Source organism: Rhodocyclus purpureus (assembly GCF_016653115.1).
Classification (GTDB): Bacteria; Pseudomonadota; Gammaproteobacteria; order Burkholderiales; family Rhodocyclaceae; genus Rhodocyclus; species Rhodocyclus purpureus.
In genome coordinates this window covers 1-20,361 of record NZ_NHRX01000054.1, presented here as the reverse complement: position 1 = coordinate 20,361, position 20,361 = coordinate 1, and the positions used below count along the sequence as shown (strand labels likewise).

Sequence of the window (20,361 nt, the reverse complement as noted above, 5' to 3'; positions counted from 1 at the left end):
CACGGCGCCAGTTTATGCCAAAAGCGGGGGCACCGGGCGGCGCCCCCGGGCGCTCAGGCGTCGACCGGCGGGCACGAGCAGAACAGGTGCCGGTCGCCGTACACGTCGTCGATCCGGTTTACGCTCGGCCAGAACTTGTTGTCGCGCACCCAGGGCAGCGGGAAGACGGCTTCCTCGCGGCTGTAGGGGCGATTCCACTCGGCATCGGCGAGGTCGGCCTGCGTGTGCGGCGCGCGCTTCAGCGGGTTGTCGTCGGCCGGCCAGACGCCGGTGGCGACCTTGTCGATCTCGGCGCGGATCGCGATCAGCGCGTCGATGAAGCGGTCGAGCTCGCACTTCGGCTCCGACTCGGTCGGCTCGATCATCAGCGTGCCGGCAACCGGGAAGCTCACCGTCGGCGCGTGGAAACCGTAGTCCATCAGCCGCTTGGCGATGTCGGTCTCGCTGATGCCGGTCTCCGCCTTGAGCGGGCGGAGGTCGACGATGCATTCGTGCGCGACGCGGCCTTGGCTGCCCGTGTACAGCACGGGGTAGTGCGGGGCGAGGCGGGTGGCGACGTAGTTGGCGTTGAGGATCGCCATCGAACTCGCGCGCGTGAGGCCGGCACCGCCCATCATCGCGATGTACATCCACGAGATCGGCAGGATCGACGCCGAACCCCACGGCGCCGCCGAGACCGCACCCTGGCCGGCGCTGCGCCCGGGGACCGGCTGCACGACGTGGCTGGAGAGGAAGGGCGCGAGGTGCGCGCGCACGCCGATCGGCCCCATGCCCGGTCCGCCGCCGCCGTGAGGGATGGCGAAGGTCTTGTGCAGGTTGATGTGGCTGACGTCGGCGCCGATGAAGCCGGGCGAGGTGAGTCCGACCTGCGCGTTGAGGTTGGCGCCGTCGAGGTAGACCTGGCCGCCGTGGCCATGCACGATGTCGCACAGTTCGCGCACCGATTCCTCGAACACGCCATGCGTCGACGGGTAGGTGATCATCAGGCAGGAGAGGCGCGCGCCGGCGGCGTCCGCCTTGGCGCGCAGGTCCGCGACATCGACGTTGCCGTTCTCGTCGCAATCGACGACGACGACCTGCATGCCGCACATGTGCGCGCTCGCCGGGTTGGTGCCGTGTGCCGACTTCGGGATCAGGCAGATGCTGCGCTGATCGTCGCCGCGGCTGGCGTGGTAGCGCTGGATGGCGACGAGGCCCGCGTACTCGCCCTGCGCGCCCGAGTTCGGCTGCATGCTCACCGCGTCGAAGCCGGTGATCGCCGCCAGCCACTGTTCGAGCTGGCGGATCATCTCGAGGTAGCCCGGCGCCTGGTCGAGCGGCGCAAACGGGTGGATGTCGGTGAATTCGGGCCAGGTGATCGGGATCATCTCGCTCGTGGCGTTGAGCTTCATCGTGCACGAGCCGAGCGCGATCATCGAGTGGTCGAGCGCGAGGTCGCGGTTCTGCAGGCGCTTCAGGTAGCGCAGCATCTCGTGCTCGGCGTGGTGCGTGTTGAACACCGGGTGCGTGAGGATCGCGTCGCTGCGCAGCAGTTCGGCGGGCAGCGACTCGTCGGCAGCCTGCAGCGCCGCGTCGAGCGCGGCGAGGTCGGCCCGGCTGCCGCCGATGATTTCGATGAGCGTGGCGACATCCGCGGCCGTCGTCTTCTCGTTGATCGCGATGCCGAGCGTCGACGCATCGACGCGACGCAGGTTGTAGCCGGCTTCGATCGCCGCCGCGTAGACGGCCTCGGTGCGTTCACCGAGTTCGACGCGGATCGTGTCGAAATACTGACGGGTCGGCACGGAGACGCCGGCGGCGCGCAGCCCCGTGGCCAGGATCGCCGCCAGGCGGTGGATGCGCGTGGCGATGCGGCGCAGGCCCTCGGGGCCATGATAGACGGCGTAGAGGCCGGCCATGTTGGCGAGCAGCACCTGCGAAGTGCAGATGTTCGAGTTCGCCTTCTCGCGGCGGATGTGCTGCTCGCGCGTCTGCAGCGCCATGCGCAGCGCCTGCTTGCCGCGCGCGTCGACCGAGACGCCGATGATGCGGCCGGGGACTGCGCGCTTGTGCGCGTCGCAGGTGGCGAAGAACGCGGCGTGCGGACCGCCGAAGCCGAGCGGGACGCCGAAGCGCTGCGAGGAACCGAAGGCGATGTCGGCACCCATCTCGCCGGGCGACTTCAGGAGCGTCAGCGCCATCAGGTCGCTGGCCACGGCGACGACACCGCCCTTCTCCTTGACTGCGGCGATCGGTGCCGACAGATCGGCGATTTCGCCGCGGTCGTTCGGGTACTGGAAGATCGCGCCGAAGAGTTCCATGCCGACCGCCTGGTCGGGCGTGCCGAAGACGAGCTCGAAGCCGAAGTAGGCGGCGCGCGTCCTGACCACGTCGATCGTCTGCGGGAAGCAGTCGGCATCGACGAAGAAGACGTTCGACGACGACTTCGAGACGCGCCGTGCCATCGTCATCGCCTCGGCGGCGGCGGTGGCCTCATCGAGCAACGAAGCGTTGGCGAGTTCGAGCCCGGTCAGGTCAATCACCATCTGCTCGTAGTTGAGCAGCGCTTCCAGGCGACCCTGCGCGACTTCGGCCTGGTAGGGCGTGTAGGCGGTGTACCAGCCGGGGTTCTCGAGCACGTTGCGCAGGATCACCTTGGGCGTCAGCGTGTCGGCGTAGCCCATCCCGATCAGCGACTTGTTGACGCGGTTCTGCGCGGCCAGCGCCTTGAGGTCGGCGAGCGCGACGTGTTCGGCGCGCGCTGCCGGCAGCGCCAGCGGCTGCGGCAGGCGGATGGCGGCGGGAACGGTCTCGGCGATCAGCGCGTCGAGGCTTTCGGCGCCGACCGCGGCGAGCATGGCGGCGGTCTCACCGGCGTCGGGTGCGATGTGGCGGGTGACGAATTCGTCGTTGGGGGCGAGGGCAGCGAGCGAGACGCTGGCGGTCATGGCGTTTTCCTGGCGCAAGAATGGCGGGGGTGTGACGGGCGGGAAGCGTCCGGCGCGGGCGGGGCCGATGACCCCGTCCCGCCTGGCGGGAGACTGGGGGCTGCGCGCCGGCCGGGAAGCTGCGGGGCTGGCGCGGAGCTATGGAGGGGCGACGCTCAGGCGGCGTCGACGACCTGCTGGTAGGCGTCGGCGTCGAGCAGCGCGTCGACCGCGGCCGCGTCGGCAGGCTGCAGCTTGAACAGCCAGGCGCTCCAGGCGTCAGCGTTGAGCGACTCCGGCGCATCGACGACGGCGCTGTTGACGGCGCAGACGACGCCGCTGACCGGTGCGTAGACGTCGGCGGCGGCCTTCACCGACTCGACGACGGCGGCTTCGGTGCCGGCAGTGAGTTCCTTGCCGACGGCCGGCAGTTCGATGAAGACGAGGTCGCCGAGCGCTTCCTGCGCGTGGTCGGTGATGCCGACGGTGAGCGTGCCGTCGGCTTCGACGCGGACCCATTCGTGGCTCTTGGTGTACTTGAGGTTGCTGGGGTTGGCGGACATGTGTTTCTCCGGTTTGGCTGAGTTTGGAAGGAGCCTGTGGGGCCTGCCTGCAGGAGCAAGGCAGGCATGAAAACATTCTAGTGGTGCTGAAGCTCGCACGCAGCCGGGGGGGGGGGGCCGGCCGCATCGAACAGAGCAGCGATCAGATCAGCGACTTGCCCTTGCGCGCGAACACCGGCTTGACGACGCGCGCGGCCAGGCGCTTGCCGCGGATGTCGACCTCGACCGTCTCACCGAGGGCGACGCCCAGCGGCAGTCGCGCCAGCGCGATCGAGCGCTCGAGCGTCGGCGAGAAGGTGCCGCTGGTGATCTCGCCTTCGCCGGCCGCGCAGAAGACCTTCTGGTGTGCGCGCAGCACGCCGCGGTCTTCGAGCACGAGGCCGAGGAACTGCTGGCGCTGGCCCTGCGCGAGCAGTGCCGCGCGGCCGACGAAGTCGCGCTCGCCGGCGAGATCGACGGTCCAGCCGAGACCGGCGTCGAGCGGCGAGACGTTCTCGTCCATGTCCTGTCCGTAGAGGTTCATTCCCGCTTCGAGGCGCAGCGTGTCGCGCGCGCCGAGGCCGCAGGGGGCGACGCCGGCAGCGACGAGCGCGTTCCAGGCGGCGGCGGCGCGTTCGGCCGGCAGCGCGATCTCGAAGCCGTCCTCGCCGGTGTAGCCGGTGCTGGCGACGAAGACGTCGCCGATCTGCACGCCGAAGAAGGGCTTCAGCTCGGCTGCCGCCGCCAGTTCGTGGAAGGCAGCGAGGGTCTTCTGCCGCGCCTGCGGTCCCTGCACCGCGATCATCGCCAGGTCGCGGCGCGGCGTGATGCTGACTGCCGAGCCCCAGGCCTCGCGGCAGGCGTTCATCCACGCGAGGTCCTTGTCGGCGGTGCCCGCGTTGATGACCATGCGGTAGTGGGTGTCGTCGAGGTAATAGACGATCAGGTCGTCGATGACGCCGCCCGACTCGTTCAGCATGGCGCTGTAAAGCGCCTTGCCCTGCTGCTTGAGCTTGCCGATGTCGTTGGCGATCAGGCGCGCGAGGTAGGCGCGGCAGCCTTCGCCGGCGAGGTCGACGGCGCACATGTGCGAGACGTCGAACATTCCCGCATCCCGGCGCACCTTGTGGTGTTCGTCGATCTGCGAGCCGTAGTTGACCGGCATGTCCCAGCCGCCGAAGTCGACCATCTTGGCGCCACTCGCCCGATGCACTGCGTTGAGGACAGTTTCTTTCGTCATGTCAGTTCCTTGCCGGGAATCCGGCGGGCGGAGTCCAGCGCTTGCGCAAAAGAAAAAAGGGGCGAACCCCTGCGGATTCACCCCCCTGTCCTTGTACCTGAGAGATTACCGCGCCGCCGGCAGGCAGCGCGTTGCCCCATCGGTGGGCGCTCGATCAGGCGAGCGCCGCTCTCCAGAGTTCCTTGCACGAACGGTCCGTTTGCCTGAGCGTTTTCGGGTGGATTGCGCCTTCGGCGGCGGCTTGACCGCGCTCTCCCATTCGCGGGCAGAACTATAGCAAGCCATCCGCATCGGCGGCAAGAAAATGCAGGCCGGCTGTGGCGCTGCGGCAGGGGCCTGCCCGGCGCGCAAGGGCGGGAAGCCGGCGCGGCTGTGCTATCATGCCCGATTGTCTTCAGGCGCATGTCCTCGCTCGTGCTCAACGTCGATCTCCACTGTCATTCGAACGAATCGGACGGGTTGCTGCCCCCCGCCGAGGTCGCTCGCCGGGCGTCCGCCAACGGCGTGGACGTGCTCGCGCTGACCGACCACGACAACATCGCGGGTCTGGCCGAGGCGCGCGCTGCTGCCGACGCCTGCGGCATGGGTTTCGTCAATGGCGTCGAGGTGTCGATCGAGTGGGAAGGCGGGCAGGTCCATATCGTCGGCCTGGCGTTCGCTGCCAACGACGCGGCGCTCGCTACCGGGCTCGCCGGGATCCGCTCCGGACGGATCGAGCGCGCGCGGCGGATGGCAGCCGACCTCGAGCGCGTCGGCATCCGCGGCGCCTTCGAAGGCGCGCTGGCCTACGCCCACGATCCCAACCTGGTCAGCCGCGCGCACTTCGCGCGCTACCTGGTCGAGATCGGCATCTGCCGCGACGTGCGCAGCGTCTTCGACGCCTACCTCAAGCCCGGATTGCCGGGCTACGTCGAGCATCGCTGGCCGACGCTGGGCGACGCGCTCGACTGGATCCACGGTGCCGGCGGCGTCGCCGTCGTTGCGCATCCTGGTCGTTACAAGTTTTCTGCCCGCGACCTGCGCCGCCTGCTCGGCGAATTCAAGGACCGCGGCGGGCGCGCGATCGAGGTCGTTTCCGGCGGCCACACGCCGGAGCAGGTCGGCGTCCTCGGCCGGCTTGCGCGCGAGTTCGATTTCCTCGCCTCGCGCGGCTCCGATTTCCACGGTCCCGGCGAAAGTTTCGTCGACCTGGGCAAGGTCGCGTCGCTGCCCGACGGACTGACGCCGGTGTGGACCGCGTTCTGAGCGGCCGCCATGGCACTGTACCTGTCGATCCATCCCGAAGACCCGCAGCCGCGCCTGTTGCAGCGCGCCGCCGCGATCCTGCGCGACGGTGGCGTCATCGCGCTGCCGACCGACTCGTGCTACGCCCTGGGCTGCATGCTCGGCAACAAGGAGGCGGTCGAGCGCATCCGCGCGCTACGCGGGCTCGACGAGCGCCATCACATGACCCTGATGTGCCGCGACCTGTCGCAGATCGCCCAGTTCGCCCGCGTCGATAACACGCAGTACCGCCTGCTCAAGGCGACGACCCCGGGCAGCTACGTGTTCATCCTCGAGGGGACCAGGGAATTGCCGCGGCGCGTGCTACACCCGAAGCGCAAGACCATCGGCCTGCGCATCCCCGACAGCCGCATCGTGCGCGACCTGCTCGACCTGCTCGGCGAGCCGCTCCTGAGCTCGACCCTGCAGCTGCCGGGTGACGAAGCGCCTCTGACCGAGGCCTGGGAGATCCAGGACCGGCTCGACGACCAGGTGGAACTGATCATCGAGGGCGGCCACTGCGGGACCGAGCCGACCACGGTCGTCGACCTGACCGGTCCGGCGCCCTTGCTGCTGCGCGCCGGGCGCGGCGCACTGGCGCCGTTCGGCTTCGACTGAGGAGGATCCGGGCAATGGAAAACCTGGTGCAGACGATCTGCATCGCTGCCCTGCCGGTGATCTTCGCCATTACCCTGCACGAAGCCGCGCACGGTTACGCGGCGCGCCATTTCGGCGACCCGACAGCCTGGCAGGCCGGGCGCATCACGCTCAATCCGCTGCGCCACATCGACCCGGTCGGGACGCTGCTGGTGCCCGCCATCATCCTCGTCACGAGCTACTTTGCCGCCGGCAGCGCGCTGTTGTTCGGCTGGGCGAAGCCGGTGCCGGTCAGTTTCGGCCGCCTGCGCAATCCCAAGCGCGACATGCTGTGGGTGGCTGCCGCAGGTCCGCTGGCGAATTTTGCGATGGCGCTCGGCTGGGCCGCGCTGTTCAAGCTGGCCGAGTGGCTGCCGCCCAACCTGTACACGCTGCCGCTCGCGAAGATGAGCGTCACCGGGATCGAGATCAACCTCGTGCTGATGGTGCTCAACCTCCTGCCGCTGCCGCCGCTCGACGGTGGTCGCATCGCGGTCAGCCTGTTGCCGATGCGCCAGGCGATGCAGTTCGCGCAGCTCGAGCGCTGGGGCTTTCCGATCCTGCTCGTGCTGCTGTTCACCGGCATCCTCGGCACGATCCTGTGGCCCTTCGTCGCGCTGTTCAAGAACCTGATCATCTTCCTCTTCCAACTGAACTGAACCATGTACGCAGAACGAGTCCTTTCCGGAATGCGCCCGACGGGCAGCCTGCACCTCGGCCACTACCACGGGGTATTGAAGAACTGGGTCAAGCTGCAGGACGAGTACCCCTGTCTCTTCTTCGTCGCCGACTGGCACGCGCTGACGACGCAGTACGACGATCCGCGCGGGATCGAGAATTCGGCGATCGAGATGGTGATCGACTGGCTCGCCGCCGGCGTCGACCCGGAGAAGGCCTCGATCTTCATCCAGTCGATGGTTCCCGAGCACGCCGAACTGCACCTCCTCCTGTCGATGATGACGCCGCTCGGCTGGCTCGAACGCGTGCCGACCTACAAGGACCAGCAGGAAAAGCTGTCGCACAAGGATCTGACCACCTACGGCTTCCTCGGCTACCCGCTCCTGATGAGCGCCGACATCCTGATCTACCGCGCCGACAAGGTGCCGGTCGGCGAGGACCAGATCCCGCACGTCGAATTCACGCGCGAGCTGGCGCGCCGCTTCAACCACATGTACGGCCGCGAGCCCGGCTTCGAGGACAAGGCGCGCGAGGCGGTGAAGAAGCTCGGCAGCAAGAAGGCGCGTTCCTTCGAGGAACTGCGCCGTGCCTTCCAGGAGCGCGGCGACGGCGAGGCCGTCGCGCGCGCGCAGGCGCTGATTGCCGAGGCGCCGAGCCTCTCGCACGAGGACCGCGAGCGCGTGCTCGGCTACCTCGAGGGCACCGGCAAGATGATCCTGGTCGAGCCCGGCTACCTCCTGACCGAAGCGTCGAAGATGCCCGGCCTCGACGGGCAGAAGATGTCGAAGTCCTACGGCAACACGATCACGCTGCGCGAGGACGAGGCTTCGGTGACGCAGAAGGTACGGCGCATGCCGACCGACCCGGCACGCGTCCGCCGCAGCGACGCGGGCGACCCCGAGCGCTGCCCGGTCTGGCAACTGCACGAGGTCTACTCGGACGCAGGCTGCCGCGACTGGGTGCAGCAGGGCTGTCGCAGCGCCGGCATCGGCTGCCTCGACTGCAAGCAGCCGGTGATCGACGCCATCCTCAAGGAGCAGGCGCCGATGCGCGAACGCGCCAGGATGTACCTCGAGGATCGCTCGCTGGTGCGCAAGATCATCGCCGCCGGCAACGAGCGTGCGCGCGTGCTGGCGCAGGAGACCATGCACGACGTGCGCGCGGCGATGGGGCTCGACTACCGTTGATGGCGAAGTCCCCGCGTTTTTCCAATGACTGAGATGCTGGCCGAGGAGACGGTCGATGCGCAGGCCGGAGTAGCGGTCGGGCCGGCCGCGCCGGCTGCGCCCGCCGCAGGTGCGGTCGACGCGGCCGAGGCCGTGCCGCTGGCGCCGCCTTTGGCCCGCATCTACGGCCAGCCGATGACGCAGCTGCCGCTCGACCTCTACATCCCGCCGGATGCGCTGGCGGTGATGCTCGACGCCTTCGAGGGGCCGCTCGACCTCCTGCTCTACCTGATCCGCAAGGCCAACGTGAATGTGCTCGACATTCCGATGGCGCCGCTGACGCGCCAGTACCTCGAATACGTCGAGGCGATGCGCATCCACAACCTCGAGCTCGCCGCCGACTACCTGGTGATGGCGGCGATGCTGATCGAGATCAAGTCGCGCATGCTGCTGCCGCGTCCGCCGGCGGCGAGCGAGGAGGACGTCGAGGATCCGCGCGCCGAACTGGTGCGCCGGCTGATCGAATACGAGCAGATGAAGCTCGCCGCCTGGGAGATCAACGCGCTGCCGCAGGCCGAGCGCGATTTCCTCTGGGTCGAAACCCTGGTCGACCGGACCATCGAGAAGCGCCTGCCGACGGTCAATCCGGACGACCTGCGCGCGGCCTGGGTCGGGCTGTTGCGCCAGGCGCGGCTGTCGCGGCACCATCGCGTGCAGCGCGAGGAGCTCTCGGTGCGCGAGCACATGGCGCTGATCCTGCGCCGTCTGCAGGAGTCGGGCGGCTTCGTCGCCTTCCTCGAGCTCTTCGATCCCGATCTCGGTCCGCGCATCCTGGTCGTGCATTTCCTGGCGATGCTCGAACTCGCGCGCGAGCAGCTGCTCGAACTGACGCAGGCCGAGACTTTCGCACCGATCTACGTGAGGTTGGCCGATGGCCGGGCAAGTTCCTGATCCGGGCAGCGGGCTGCCGCCGCTCGACGAGACGAAGCGGATCCTCGAAGCCGCGCTGCTGTCGGCGTCGGCGCCGCTGCCGATCGCCGAGCTGAGAAAGCTGTTCGACGATGCGATCGGCAGCGATCTGCTGCGTGTGCTGCTCGACGAGCTGCGCCAGGACTACGCCGCAGCCGGGCGGCCGGTCGAGTTGCTGCCGCTGGCCAGCGGCTGGCGTTTCCGCACGCGCGCCGAGTACCTGCCCTATCTCGAGCGTCTCAACCCCGAGAAACCGCCGAAATATTCGCGCGCCGTGCTCGAGACGCTGGCCATCATCGCCTACCGGCAACCGGTGACACGTGGCGACATCGAGGAAATCCGCGGTGTCACCGTCGCCACGCAGGTGATACGCTCGCTCGAGGAGCGGGGCTGGGTCGACGTCGTCGGTCACCGCGATACGCCCGGGCGGCCGGCGCTGCTCGCCACCACCCGCAAGTTCCTCGACGACCTCGGCCTGCGCAGCCTCTCCGAGTTGCCGCCCCTTGAACAGATCACCTCCGCACTGGAAGAACCCGATGTCCGCTGATTCCGCCAAACCTCCGCGCAAGCCGCGGCCTGCCTCCGCACCCCAGTCAAATCCGCCAAGACGCGGCGAGCGCCGTGCCGCCGACGAACGCTTTCCGGGTGAGCCCGCCCGGCGTTCCCCGCCGGCCAAGGCCGCGTCGTCCGCACGCGGCGCCGGCAGGGCGGGGCCGAAGGTGCGCGAGCAGCGTCCGGCCCATGATCCCGGGCGTGACGAGCCGCTCCTCGGCGACGATTTTGCTGCCAGCGAAGTGCCGGCGCCCAGGCGCGCGCCGCTGCCGCGGCACGATCCTTCGAAGCGCGGCAGGCATCAGGAAGCACCCGGCAAGCCCGAGCGTCTGCACAAGCTCCTCGCGCAGAGCGGGATCGGCTCGCGGCGCGAGATGGAAGTGTTGATCGGCGAAGGCCGCGTCAGCGTGAACGGCAAGACCGCCGAAATCGGGCAGTTGGTCAGTCCCGGCGAGCGCGTCAAGGTGAACGGTCGCCTGGTGCAGCTCAAGTTCTCCAACCGGCTGCCGCGCGTGATCCTCTATCACAAGCCCGAAGGCGAGATCGTCTCGCGCGACGACCCCGATCGCCGCCCGAGCGTCTTCAACGCGCTGCCGCGCATGAGCGGCGGACGCTGGGTCGCGGTCGGCCGGCTCGACTTCAACACCAGCGGTCTCCTGCTGTTCACGACCTCGGGCGAACTCGCGAACCGCCTGATGCACCCGCGCTACAACCTTGTGCGCGAGTACGCGGTGCGCGTCCTCGGCGAAATCTCCGACGAAGCCAAGAAGCGCCTGCTCGAAGGCGTCGAGCTCGAGGACGGGCCGGCGCAGTTCGCCTCGTTCGAGGATGCGGGCGGGCAGGGCGCCAACCACTGGTATCGCGTCTCGCTGTTCGAGGGGCGCAATCGCGAGGTGCGCCGCATGTTCGAGAGCGTCGGCGTCGTCGTCAGCCGCCTCATGCGCGTCCGCTACGGCCCGTTCCCGCTGCCGCCGGGGCTGCGTCGTGGCCAGGTGCGCGAACTCGATCCCGCCGAGGTGCAGAAGCTCCTCGTCGATTTCGATCTCGGCGAGATGGCCGCGGATCGCCAGAAGCGCCGGATGCCGCAACGCTGAGCGCGTGTGCATGGGGCGGGCCTCGGCCCGTCCGCGCTTTCCCGGCTGCTTCCCCGGCTGCATTGCCGGGCAAGGCCGGTGCGCGCCGCGGGACGGCAGGCGGGCGCTCGCCCGCTGCCGCGATTTACGCCGCCTTGATTTGCCGCTATAATCGCGAATCTTCCGCTGACGCTTCTGTCAGGAGCAGTTTTTTTGGGGATGGGCGTTTCGCCCATTTTTTATTTGTGGCGATGGATTTGCACGAACTCATAGAAAAGACGGTCGTCGGCCTCGGTTTCGAACTGGTCGATCTGGAGCAGAGCCCGCGCGCGCGCGTGTTGCGCCTGTTCATCGACAAGCAGGACAAGCCGGGTGGCGTTGACGTCGAGGATTGCGCGCTGGTCAGCAACCAGCTTTCGCGCGTGCTGATGGTCGAGAACATCGACTATGACCGTCTGGAGGTGTCTTCGCCCGGCCTCGATCGTCTGCTCAAGCGTCAGGCAGATTTCGAACGCTTCGCCGGCTCCGAAGTGACCCTGCGGCTGCGGCTGCCGGTGGCCGGTCGGCGCAATTTCAATGGCGTCCTGCTCGGTCTGCAGGACGGCAAAATACGCCTGCAGGTCGACGCCGTGGAAACCGAGATCGATCTGGATAACGTCGATAAGGCTCGGCTGGTGCCGAAGTTCGATTAGCGCATGGATTCGACGAGCAGGCAGGACGAGGAGAAATTAGGACAATGAGCCGCGAAATTTTGCTGCTGGTGGATGCGCTGGCCAGAGAAAAGAACGTCACCCGCGATATCGTCTTCGGTGCGCTCGAGCTCGCGCTCGCGTCGGCGACGAAGAAGCGTATCCACGACGAGGCCGACGTGCGCGTTGCCATCGATCGCGATACCGGCGACTTCGACAGCTTCCGGCGCTGGCTGGTGGTGGCCGACGAGGAGTTCGAGAACGAGGCGCTGCAGGTGCCGCTGTCCGAAGCTCGCGAGCAGGATGGCGAGGTCGAGCCCGGTGACTACCTCGAGCAGGCGCTCGAACCGATCGACTTCGGTCGCATCGGCGCGCAGGCGGCCAAGCAGGTGATCCTGCAGAAGATCCGCGATGCCGAGCGCGAGCAGATCCTCGCCGATTTCCTGGCGCGCAAGGAGTTCCTCGTCACCGGGACGATCAAGCGCATGGAGCGCGGTTCGGCGATCATCGAGGCCGGCAAGATGGAAGCCCTGCTGCCGCGCGACCAGATGATCCCGCGCGAGAATCTGCGCGTCGGCGACCGCGTCAAGGCCTACCTGCTGCGCATCGACCGCACGCCGCGCGGCCCGCAACTGATCCTGTCGCGCACGGCGCCCGAATTCATCATCAAGCTCTTCGAACTCGAAGTGCCGGAAGTTGACGATGGCCTGCTCGAAATCAAGGCGGCGGCCCGCGACCCCGGTGTTCGCGCCAAGATTTCGGTCAAGTCCAACGACCCGCGCATCGATCCGATCGGCACCTGTGTCGGCATGCGTGGCAGCCGCGTCACCGCGGTGACCAACGAACTCGCCGGCGAGCGCGTCGACATCATCCTCTGGTCGCCCGATCCGGCGCAGTCGGTGATCGGTGCGCTGGCGCCGGCCGAAGTGAGCTCGATCGTGGTCGACGAGGAAAAGCACAGCATGGACGTCGTCGTCGATGACGACAACCTCGCCATCGCGATCGGTCGCGGCGGTCAGAACGTCCGTCTCGCTTCCGAGCTGACCGGCTGGACGATCAACCTGATGACCGAGGAAGAGTCGAAGACGCGCGCCGAAGCCGAGACTGCTGCCACGCGCGTCCTCTTCATGGAGAAGCTCGATGTCGATGAGGATGTCGCCAACATCCTGATCGAGGAAGGGTTCTCGACGCTCGAGGAAGTCGCCTACGTGCCGCTGTCGGAGATGCTCGAGATCGAGGCTTTCGACGAAAAGGTCGTGCAGGAACTGCGCGAACGTGCGCGCAACGTGCTGCTCACCGAGGCGATCGCCACCGAGGAAAAACTCGAGGAGGTTGCCGACGACCTGCTGTCCCTCGATGGCATGGACAAAGCGCTGGCAGCGAAGCTCGCTGCCGCCGGAGTGAAAAACCGCGACGACCTCGCCGACCTGGCGGTCGATGAGTTGATCGAACTCGCGGAAATCGATGCAGATCGTGCCAAGCAGGTGATCACTGCCGCGCGTGCGCATTGGTTCGAATAAGGGAAGAAGAGGAACTGAGATGGCGCAATCAACCGTTGCCCAATTTGCCGACGACCTGAAGATGCCTGCCGGCTCGCTTCTCGAACAGTTACGCCGCGCCGGTGTCGTCAAGGCCAAGCCGGAAGACGTGCTTTCCGAGCTGGACAAGAATCGTCTGCTGGAGTACCTGCGTCGCTCGCACGGCGAAGCGCAGGCCAAGACGAAGATCACGCTGACGCGCAAGGAGACTTCCGAGATCCGCGCGCAGGATGCCAGCGGCAAGGCGCGCACGGTTCAGGTCGAGGTGCGCAAGAAGCGCGTGCTCGTCAAGCGCGATCTGCCCGGTGCAACGGTTGAAGCGCAGGAGACTGCCGTGCCCACGGCCGCCGAGGCGGTCCCGGTGGCGCCTGCGCCTGAGCTGCCGCAGCCTGCTGCTGAGGCTGCGGTGGTGCCGACGCCGGTGCCCGAAGTTGCAGCTCCGGCCCCCGTCGTTCCCGAGATCCCGGTGGCGCAGGAGCCGGTCGCACCCGTGGCGGAAGCCCCGGCGCCCGCTCCGGTTGCTGCGCCGGCTCCCGTCGTCGAGCCACCGGTCAGCCCGGCTGCTGCGGCTGCCCCGGCAACCCCTTCTGCTCCTGCCGCAGGCCGACCCGCGCCCCAGGGCGCCGGCCGGCCGGCTGCGCCGCGCCAGCAGCCGTCGCGGTCCGGACCCCAGGGTGCCCGTGGTCCCGCCGGTCAGGCTCGCCCCGGGCAAGGACGTCCCGGCGAACGGCCGGCCGCCCCCGGCGCCGCGCCGGGCGCTGCCCCCGTCACGCGCGTCGTGCGCACCGTCGTCTCGCGCGCACAGATCATCGGCGAGGAGCAGCAGCGCCTGCGCGCCGAGGAAGAACGGCGCAGTGCCGAACTGCGTGCGCGCCAGGAACGCGAGTTCCAGGAAAAGCAGGCACGCGCTGCCGAGCTCGCGCGCCTGAAGCGCGATGCCGAGGAGAAGGCGGTCGCCGCCAAGGCGGCCGAGGCGGCCAAGCAGGTCGCCACCAAGACCGCGACCGAGCGTCCCGCCGAGGAGAAGCCGGCGGCTCGTCCGGCACGCGCCGGCGAGGGTGAGAAGAAGGGCGCTGCCGCCGACAAGAAGGGTGGCGGCTGGAAGGGCGAAGGTGCCGGCAAGCGTGGCGGCCTGAAGACGCGTGGCGCCACCGGGGGTACCGGCTGGCGTGACGCGGCCCGTCACGGCAAGCGCGGCGGACGCGGCGAGGAAGAGACCTCGACCTTCCAGGCGCCGACCGAACCAGTCGTGCGCGAAGTGCATGTCCCCGAGACGATCTCGGTCGCCGATCTGGCGCACAAGATGTCGGTTAAGGCGACCGAACTGATCAAGGCGCTGATGAAGATGGGCTCGATGGTGACCATCAACCAGGTCCTCGATCAGGAAACGGCGATGATCCTCGTCGAGGAGATGGGGCACAAGGCCTTCGCCGCCAAGCTCGACGATCCCGATGCCTTCCTCGGCGAGGCCGGCGAGACGGCAGCCGACGTTGCGCACGAAGCGCGCGCGCCGGTGGTCACGGTCATGGGTCACGTCGACCACGGCAAGACCTCGCTGCTAGACTACATCCGCCGTACCCGCGTCGCCAGCGGCGAAGCGGGGGGCATCACCCAGCACATCGGTGCCTACCACGTGCGTACCGAGCGCGGCATGGTCACCTTCCTCGACACCCCGGGTCACGAGGCGTTCACGGCGATGCGTGCGCGCGGTGCCAAGGCCACCGACATCGTCATCCTGGTGGTCGCCGCCGACGACGGCGTGATGCCGCAGACGCGCGAGGCCATCCACCACGCGAAGGCGGCCGGCGTCCCGATCGTCGTCGCCATCACCAAGATCGACAAGCCGGATGCCAACCCCGATCGCGTCAAGCAGGAACTGGTCGCCGAGCAGGTCGTTCCCGAGGAATACGGTGGCGATTCACCGTTCATCGGCGTCTCCGCGAAGACCGGTGCCGGTATCGACGAACTGCTCGAGAACCTGCTGCTGCAGGCGGAAATCCTCGAACTGAAGGCGCCGGTCGAAGCACCGGCCAAGGGTCTGATCATCGAAGCGCGGCTCGACAAGGGGCGCGGCCCGGTGGCGACGATGCTGGTCCAGTCGGGCACGCTGCGCCAGGGCGACGTGCTGCTCGCCGGTCAGGTCTTCGGCCGCATCCGCGCGATGCTCGACGAGACCGGCAAGTCGATCAAGCAGGCGGGTCCGTCGATCCCGGTCGAGATCCTCGGCCTCTCGGACGTCCCGGGGGCGGGCGAAGAAGCGCTGGTGCTCGGCGACGAGCGCAAGGCGCGCGAAATCGCGCTGTTCCGTCAGGGCAAGTTCCGCGACGTGAAGCTGGCGCGCCAGCAGGCTGCCAAGCTGGAGACGATGTTCGAGCAGATGGGCGAGGGCGAGGTGAAGTCGCTGGCGCTGATCGTCAAGGCCGACGTCCAGGGCTCGCAGGAAGCCTTGGTGCAGTCGCTGCAGAAGCTGTCCACCGACGAAGTCCGCGTCAACATCATCCACGCCGGCGTCGGCGCGATCAGCGAGTCCGATGTCAACCTGGCGCAGGCCTCGAAGGCGGTCATCATCGGCTTCAACACGCGTGCCGACTCGGGTGCGCGCAAGACCGCCGAGAGCTTCGGCGTCGATATCCGCTACTACAACATCATCTACGATGCGGTCGATGAGGTGAAGGCGGCACTGTCGGGCATGCTGGCACCGGAGAAGCGCGAGGCCGTCATCGGTCTGGTCGAGGTGCGTCAGGTGTTCGTTATCTCGCGCGTCGGCACGATCGCCGGCTGCTACGTGCTCGACGGCATGATCAAGCGCAACTCGCGCGTCCGCCTGCTGCGCAACCATGTCGTGCAGTGGGACGGCGAACTCGAATCGCTCAAGCGCTTCAAGGACGACGTCAAGGAAGTCAAGTCCAACTACGAGTGCGGTCTGCAGCTGAAGAACAACAACGACATCAAGGAAGGCGACCAGCTCGAAGTGTATGAAATCCAGGAAATTGCGCGGACCCTCTAAGTGACGGCCAACAAGAGTTTTTCCCGCAAGGACCGGGTTGCCGAGCAGATCCGGCGTGAAGTTGCGGAGCTGATCCGCAGCGAAGTGAAGGACCCGCGTGTCGGCATGGTCAGCATCACCGGCGTCGAGCTGACGCCGGACTATGCCCACGCCAAGGTCTTTTACAGCACGCTTGCCGATGGCGAACACCAGCCGGCGGTGCAGAAGGGTCTGGATACGGCGGCGGGTTTCCTGCGCCGCGAGCTGTTCCGGCGCGTGCGCGTGCATACGACGCCGCAGCTGCACTTCGTCCATGATCGTTCGCTCGAACGCGGCGCCGACCTCTCGAAGCTGATCCAGGAGGCGGTCGCGATCTCCGATCAGACGCCTGCCGACGACGCATCTTGAGCGGAGAAGCAGCCGCCAGGCGGCGCTGGCGTCGGGTCGACGGCGTCCTGCTGCTCGACAAGCCTGCCGGAATGACGTCGAACGCCGCGCTGCAGGCGGCGCGGCGCCTGTTTCAGGCGGCCAAGGCCGGGCATACGGGAACGCTCGACCCGCTCGCCACCGGCCTCCTGCCGCTCTGCTTCGGCGAAGCGACCAAATTTTCTGCCGACCTCTTCGACGCCGACAAGACCTACGAGGCCGAACTGCGCTTCGGCCAGCGCACCGATACTGGTGACGCCGAAGGGCAGGTGATCGAGGAGCGGTCGGTCACCTTTGCCGCCGACGATCTCGAGCACGTGCTCGCCTGTTTCCGCGGTCCGATCACCCAGGTGCCGCCGATGTATTCGGCCTTGAAGCGCGACGGGCGTCCGCTCTACGAACTCGCCCGCCAGGGCATCGAGGTCGAACGCGCGCCGCGCGCCGTGGTGATCCACGAACTCGAGCTGCTTGCCGTGGACCTCGCCGGCGGGCATCCTTCGTGCCGCTTGCGCGCGAAGGTGAGCAAGGGCACCTACATCCGCACGCTCGCCGAGGACATCGGCGAGGCGCTCGGCTGCGGAGCGCACCTGACCGCGCTGCGCCGCACCGAAATCGCCGGACTTGCCGTCGCCGCGGCGACGACGCTCGCAGAGCTCGGTGCGCTCGAGGACGCCGCCCGGCTCGCGCGTCTGGCGCCGCCCGACGCGCTGCTGCAGTCGCTGCCGGCGCTCGAACTGTCCGCTGCTGCGGCCGCCCGCTTCGTGCAGGGCGGCGCGGTGCGTGCCGCCGCGCAGCCGGGCCGCTGTCGCGTCTATGCCGACGGCCGCCTGCTCGGGCTAGGCGTGGGCCAGCCCGACGGTATCGTCCAGCCGAAGCGACTGATGGCGGGAACGACATGAGAAATATCGGCCTGTTTGCGCTATAATCGCTAGCTCGCTTCGCCAAGCGAGCTCATCAATTTATCCATCCGGCGCGGGCTCTATCAAACCGGGGCTGCGTCTTTTCACGAAAGAGAGTTTGAACAATGGCGATCAACGTCGCGCAAAGAGCGCAAATCGTAGCCGATTTCCAGCGTGCTGCCGGTGACACGGGTTCCCCCGAAGTCCAGGTGGCACTGCTCACCGCCCGCATCAATGACCTGACCGGTCACTTCAAGGAACACGTCAAGGATCACCACTCGCGCCGCGGTCTGCTGCGCATGGTGAGCCGTCGTCGCAAGCTGCTCGACTACCTGAAGAGCACCGACGCGCAAGCTTACCGCACGCTGATCGAGCGTCTGGGCCTGCGCAAGTAAGATAGCCTTCCGCTTTGCGGTCGCGATTGCAGATGCATCGCATCGACGACAGCGGCCAGCCTTCCGGGCTGAGCCGCTGTCGTCGTTTTTGTTATTGGCTCGTTCGTCGATAAGCGTACCGGTGTCGTGGGTGCGCGCGCGCCAAATTATTGAGAGAGGAAACAATGTTTAACGTCGCCAAGAAAACCTTCACCTACGGTGCCCATCAGGTCACGCTCGAAACCGGTGAAATCTCCCGCCAGGCCGGTGGGGCCGTCATGGTGTCGGTCGAAGACACGGTGGTGCTGGTCACCGTCGTCGGCGCCCGTCAAGCCAAGCCGGGTCAGGACTTCTTCCCGCTGACCGTCGATTACGTCGAAAAGACCTACGCTGCCGGCAAGATCCCCGGTGGCTTCTTCAAGCGCGAAGGCCGTCCTTCGGAGAAGGAAACGCTGACCTCGCGCCTGATCGACCGTCCGCTGCGTCCGCTCTTCCCGGACGGCTTCTACAACGAAGTCCAGGTGGTCGCGACGGTGATGTCGCTGAACCCCGAAATCGACCCGGACATCCCGGCGCTGATCGGCGCTTCCGCCGCGCTGGCGATCTCGGGTATCCCGTTCAACGGCCCGATCGGTGCCGCGCGCGTCGGCTACATCGACGGCCAGTACGTACTCAACCCGACCCTCTCGCAGCTGAAGAACAGCGCGCTCGACCTCGTCGTCGCCGGTACCGCGTCGGCCGTGCTGATGGTCGAATCGGAAGCCAAGGAACTGTCCGAGGAAACGATGCTCGGCGCCGTCGTCTTCGGTCACACGCAGATGCAGGCCGCGATCGACGCGATCAACGACCTCGTCGAGGAAGCCGGCAAGCCGGAATGGGACTGGGCCCCGCCGGCGCGCAACGAAGCGCTGATCGCGCGTCTGCACGAGCTGTGCGACGCCGAACTGCAGGAAGCCTACAACATCACCAGCAAGCAGACGCGCAGCCAGCGCGTCAAGGAAATCGCCGCCTACGCGGTCGAGGTCCTGACCGCCGGTGACGATGCGCCCGACGCGAACACGGTGAAGAACCTGTTCTTCGAGCTCGAGGCGAAGATCGTCCGTGGCCGCATCCTCTCCGGCGAGCCGCGCATCGACGGCCGCGACACGCGCACCGTCCGCCCGATCGCGATCCGCTCCGGCGTGCTGCCGCGTGCGCACGGCTCGGCGCTGTTCACACGCGGCGAGACGCAGGCGCTGGTCGTCGCCACGCTCGGCACCGGTCGCGACGAGCAGATCATCGACGCGCTCGCCGGCGAGTACCGCGAACGCTTCATGCTGCACTACAACATGCCTCCCTACGCCACCGGCGAGTGCGGTCGCGTCGGTTCGCCGAAGCGTCGCGAGATCGGTCATGGTCGCCTGGCCAAGCGCGCGCTGGTCGCCGTGCTGCCGAAGGCCGAGGACTTCTCGTACACGATGCGCGTCGTCTCCGAGATCACCGAATCGAACGGCTCGAGCTCGATGGCGTCGGTCTGCGGCGGTTCGCTGGCGCTGATGGACGCGGGCGTTCCGCTGAAGGCGCACGTCGCCGGCATCGCCATGGGCCTGATCAAGGAAGGCAACCGCTTCGCCGTGCTGACCGACATCCTCGGTGACGAGGATCACCTGGGCGACATGGACTTCAAGGTCGCCGGTACCGACGCTGGCGTCACCGCGCTGCAGATGGACATCAAGATCCAGGGCATCACCAAGGAGATCATGCAGGTCGCGCTGGCGCAGGCCAAGGACGCGCGTCTGCACATCCTCGGCAAGATGCAGGAATCGATGTCCGGCCACCGCGAGGAAGTGTCGACCTACGCACCGCGCCTGTACACGATGAAGATCAACCCCGAGAAGATCCGCGACGTGATCGGCAAGGGCGGTGCGGTGATCCGTGCGATCACCGAGGAAACCGGGACGACGATCGACATCCAGGACGACGGCACCATCACCATCGCTTCGGTCAGCGGTGAAGCCGCCGATGCGGCGAAGAAGCGCATCGAGGCGATCACCGCCGACGTCGAAGTGGGCAAGGCCTACGAGGGCACCGTCTTGAAGCTGCTCGACTTCGGCGCCATCGTCAGCATCCTGCCGGGCCGCGACGGTCTGCTGCACATCTCCCAGATCGCCAACGAGCGAGTGAACCAGGTTTCCGACTACCTGAAGGAAGGCCAGAAGGTTCGCGTCAAGGTCCTAGAAGCCGATGAGAAGGGCCGTGTGCGTCTGTCGATGAAGGCGCTGGCTGCCGAGGAAGCTGCCGCAGCAGCGAAGGCTTAACCCGGGTTTAACAGCTATCCCCCCGATTTTGCCGATTTTCGGGGGGTGACACCCCGCAAACCCGCATGGTTGCTAGGGGTGGTCGCCGAAATCGTTTTGTAGTGACATAATATTTTAAGCGAGGCGA

General features: G+C 67.5%; 17 protein-coding genes and 2 riboswitches. Of the genes, 14 read left to right on the top strand and 3 right to left on the bottom strand.

Going from position 1 to position 20,361, the window contains the following annotated elements:
• Positions 1-53: 53 nt before the first annotated feature.
• The 3 genes from gcvP to gcvT form a co-directional block, all read right to left on the bottom strand.
• Positions 54-2,927, bottom strand: a complete 2,874-nt coding sequence (gcvP, locus tag CCR84_RS10690; protein ID WP_201212079.1) for an aminomethyl-transferring glycine dehydrogenase — start codon at positions 2,925-2,927, stop codon at positions 54-56.
• Between the two features lie 155 nt (positions 2,928-3,082).
• Positions 3,083-3,469, bottom strand: a complete 387-nt coding sequence (gene gcvH / locus CCR84_RS10685) for a glycine cleavage system protein GcvH (protein WP_201212077.1) — start codon at positions 3,467-3,469, stop codon at positions 3,083-3,085.
• A 142-nt stretch (positions 3,470-3,611) separates the two neighbouring features.
• Positions 3,612-4,688, bottom strand: coding sequence for a glycine cleavage system aminomethyltransferase GcvT (gene gcvT, locus CCR84_RS10680; protein ID WP_201212075.1), 1,077 nt, complete (start codon positions 4,686-4,688; stop codon positions 3,612-3,614).
• A gap of 83 nt (positions 4,689-4,771) precedes the next feature.
• Positions 4,772-4,866: riboswitch (glycine riboswitch) on the bottom strand.
• Between the two features lie 3 nt (positions 4,867-4,869).
• Positions 4,870-4,956, bottom strand: a riboswitch (glycine riboswitch).
• A gap of 134 nt (positions 4,957-5,090) precedes the next feature.
• Here gcvT and CCR84_RS10675 point away from each other — a divergent pair.
• The 14 genes from CCR84_RS10675 to pnp all read left to right on the top strand — a co-directional run bounded on the left by CCR84_RS10675 (position 5,091) and on the right by pnp (position 20,234).
• The gene (locus tag CCR84_RS10675) at positions 5,091-5,933 is read left to right on the top strand and encodes a 3',5'-nucleoside bisphosphate phosphatase (RefSeq protein WP_201212073.1); all 843 of its coding nucleotides are present in this window, start codon (positions 5,091-5,093) and stop codon (positions 5,931-5,933) included.
• Between the two features lie 9 nt (positions 5,934-5,942).
• Positions 5,943-6,569: an L-threonylcarbamoyladenylate synthase gene (locus CCR84_RS10670; protein ID WP_201212071.1), complete on the top strand. Its 627-nt coding sequence runs from the start codon at positions 5,943-5,945 to the stop codon at positions 6,567-6,569.
• Between the two features lie 14 nt (positions 6,570-6,583).
• Positions 6,584-7,246: a site-2 protease family protein gene (locus CCR84_RS10665; protein WP_201212069.1), complete on the top strand. Its 663-nt coding sequence runs from the start codon at positions 6,584-6,586 to the stop codon at positions 7,244-7,246.
• A 3-nt stretch (positions 7,247-7,249) separates the two neighbouring features.
• Positions 7,250-8,452, top strand: a complete 1,203-nt coding sequence (locus CCR84_RS10660; RefSeq protein ID WP_201212067.1) for a tryptophan--tRNA ligase — start codon at positions 7,250-7,252, stop codon at positions 8,450-8,452.
• A 24-nt stretch (positions 8,453-8,476) separates the two neighbouring features.
• A complete protein-coding gene (locus CCR84_RS10655; protein ID WP_242508670.1) occupies positions 8,477-9,382 on the top strand; it encodes a segregation and condensation protein A in 906 nt (301 codons plus the stop codon).
• On the top strand, positions 9,363-9,947 hold the full coding sequence (gene scpB / locus CCR84_RS10650; protein ID WP_201212065.1) for an SMC-Scp complex subunit ScpB: 585 nt from the start codon (positions 9,363-9,365) through the stop codon (positions 9,945-9,947). Before CCR84_RS10655 ends, scpB begins: the two co-directional genes overlap by 20 nt.
• On the top strand, positions 9,937-11,046 hold the full coding sequence (gene rluB, locus CCR84_RS10645) for a 23S rRNA pseudouridine(2605) synthase RluB (protein WP_201212063.1): 1,110 nt from the start codon (positions 9,937-9,939) through the stop codon (positions 11,044-11,046). Before scpB ends, rluB begins: the two co-directional genes overlap by 11 nt.
• A 230-nt stretch (positions 11,047-11,276) precedes the next feature.
• Positions 11,277-11,717, top strand: a complete 441-nt coding sequence (rimP, locus tag CCR84_RS10640) for a ribosome maturation factor RimP (RefSeq protein ID WP_201212146.1) — start codon at positions 11,277-11,279, stop codon at positions 11,715-11,717.
• A 44-nt stretch (positions 11,718-11,761) separates the two neighbouring features.
• A complete protein-coding gene (gene nusA / locus CCR84_RS10635; RefSeq protein ID WP_201212061.1) occupies positions 11,762-13,234 on the top strand; it encodes a transcription termination factor NusA in 1,473 nt (490 codons plus the stop codon).
• A gap of 19 nt (positions 13,235-13,253) precedes the next feature.
• Positions 13,254-16,259 carry a translation initiation factor IF-2 gene (infB, locus tag CCR84_RS10630; RefSeq protein WP_201212059.1) on the top strand — a complete coding sequence of 1,002 codons (3,006 nt, stop codon included), beginning with the start codon at positions 13,254-13,256 and terminating at the stop codon, positions 16,257-16,259.
• Positions 16,260-16,646 (top strand): 30S ribosome-binding factor RbfA, encoded by a 387-nt coding sequence (gene rbfA, locus CCR84_RS10625; RefSeq protein ID WP_201212057.1) that lies wholly within the window; start codon positions 16,260-16,262, stop codon positions 16,644-16,646. It begins immediately after the preceding gene.
• Entirely contained in the window at positions 16,643-17,563 is a 921-nt protein-coding gene (truB, locus tag CCR84_RS10620; protein ID WP_201212055.1) for a tRNA pseudouridine(55) synthase TruB, read from the top strand. The genes rbfA and truB overlap by 4 nt, the downstream gene beginning before the upstream one ends.
• A 125-nt stretch (positions 17,564-17,688) precedes the next feature.
• The gene (gene rpsO / locus CCR84_RS10615) at positions 17,689-17,958 is read left to right on the top strand and encodes a 30S ribosomal protein S15 (protein WP_201212053.1); all 270 of its coding nucleotides are present in this window, start codon (positions 17,689-17,691) and stop codon (positions 17,956-17,958) included.
• A gap of 164 nt (positions 17,959-18,122) precedes the next feature.
• Complete coding sequence (pnp, locus tag CCR84_RS10610; RefSeq protein WP_201212051.1) at positions 18,123-20,234, top strand: polyribonucleotide nucleotidyltransferase; 2,112 nt, start codon at positions 18,123-18,125, stop codon at positions 20,232-20,234.
• The last annotated feature ends 127 nt before the right edge of the window (positions 20,235-20,361 follow it).

What these genes read in the sequence shown, in the direction of transcription:
- gcvP (WP_201212079.1), bottom strand. Translation starts at nt 2,927, where the DNA reads ATGACCGCCAGCGTCTCGCTCGCTGCCCTCGCCCCCAACGACGAATTC.
- gcvH (WP_201212077.1), bottom strand. Translation starts at nt 3,469, where the DNA reads ATGTCCGCCAACCCCAGCAACCTCAAGTACACCAAGAGCCACGAATGG.
- gcvT (WP_201212075.1), bottom strand. Translation starts at nt 4,688, where the DNA reads ATGACGAAAGAAACTGTCCTCAACGCAGTGCATCGGGCGAGTGGCGCC.
- CCR84_RS10675 (WP_201212073.1), top strand. Translation starts at nt 5,091, where the DNA reads ATGTCCTCGCTCGTGCTCAACGTCGATCTCCACTGTCATTCGAACGAA.
- CCR84_RS10670 (WP_201212071.1), top strand. Translation starts at nt 5,943, where the DNA reads ATGGCACTGTACCTGTCGATCCATCCCGAAGACCCGCAGCCGCGCCTG.
- CCR84_RS10665 (WP_201212069.1), top strand. Translation starts at nt 6,584, where the DNA reads ATGGAAAACCTGGTGCAGACGATCTGCATCGCTGCCCTGCCGGTGATC.
- CCR84_RS10660 (WP_201212067.1), top strand. Translation starts at nt 7,250, where the DNA reads ATGTACGCAGAACGAGTCCTTTCCGGAATGCGCCCGACGGGCAGCCTG.
- CCR84_RS10655 (WP_242508670.1), top strand. Translation starts at nt 8,477, where the DNA reads ATGACTGAGATGCTGGCCGAGGAGACGGTCGATGCGCAGGCCGGAGTA.
- scpB (WP_201212065.1), top strand. Translation starts at nt 9,363, where the DNA reads ATGGCCGGGCAAGTTCCTGATCCGGGCAGCGGGCTGCCGCCGCTCGAC.
- rluB (WP_201212063.1), top strand. Translation starts at nt 9,937, where the DNA reads ATGTCCGCTGATTCCGCCAAACCTCCGCGCAAGCCGCGGCCTGCCTCC.
- rimP (WP_201212146.1), top strand. Translation starts at nt 11,277, where the DNA reads ATGGATTTGCACGAACTCATAGAAAAGACGGTCGTCGGCCTCGGTTTC.
- nusA (WP_201212061.1), top strand. Translation starts at nt 11,762, where the DNA reads ATGAGCCGCGAAATTTTGCTGCTGGTGGATGCGCTGGCCAGAGAAAAG.
- infB (WP_201212059.1), top strand. Translation starts at nt 13,254, where the DNA reads ATGGCGCAATCAACCGTTGCCCAATTTGCCGACGACCTGAAGATGCCT.
- rpsO (WP_201212053.1), top strand. Translation starts at nt 17,689, where the DNA reads ATGGCGATCAACGTCGCGCAAAGAGCGCAAATCGTAGCCGATTTCCAG.
- pnp (WP_201212051.1), top strand. Translation starts at nt 18,123, where the DNA reads ATGTTTAACGTCGCCAAGAAAACCTTCACCTACGGTGCCCATCAGGTC.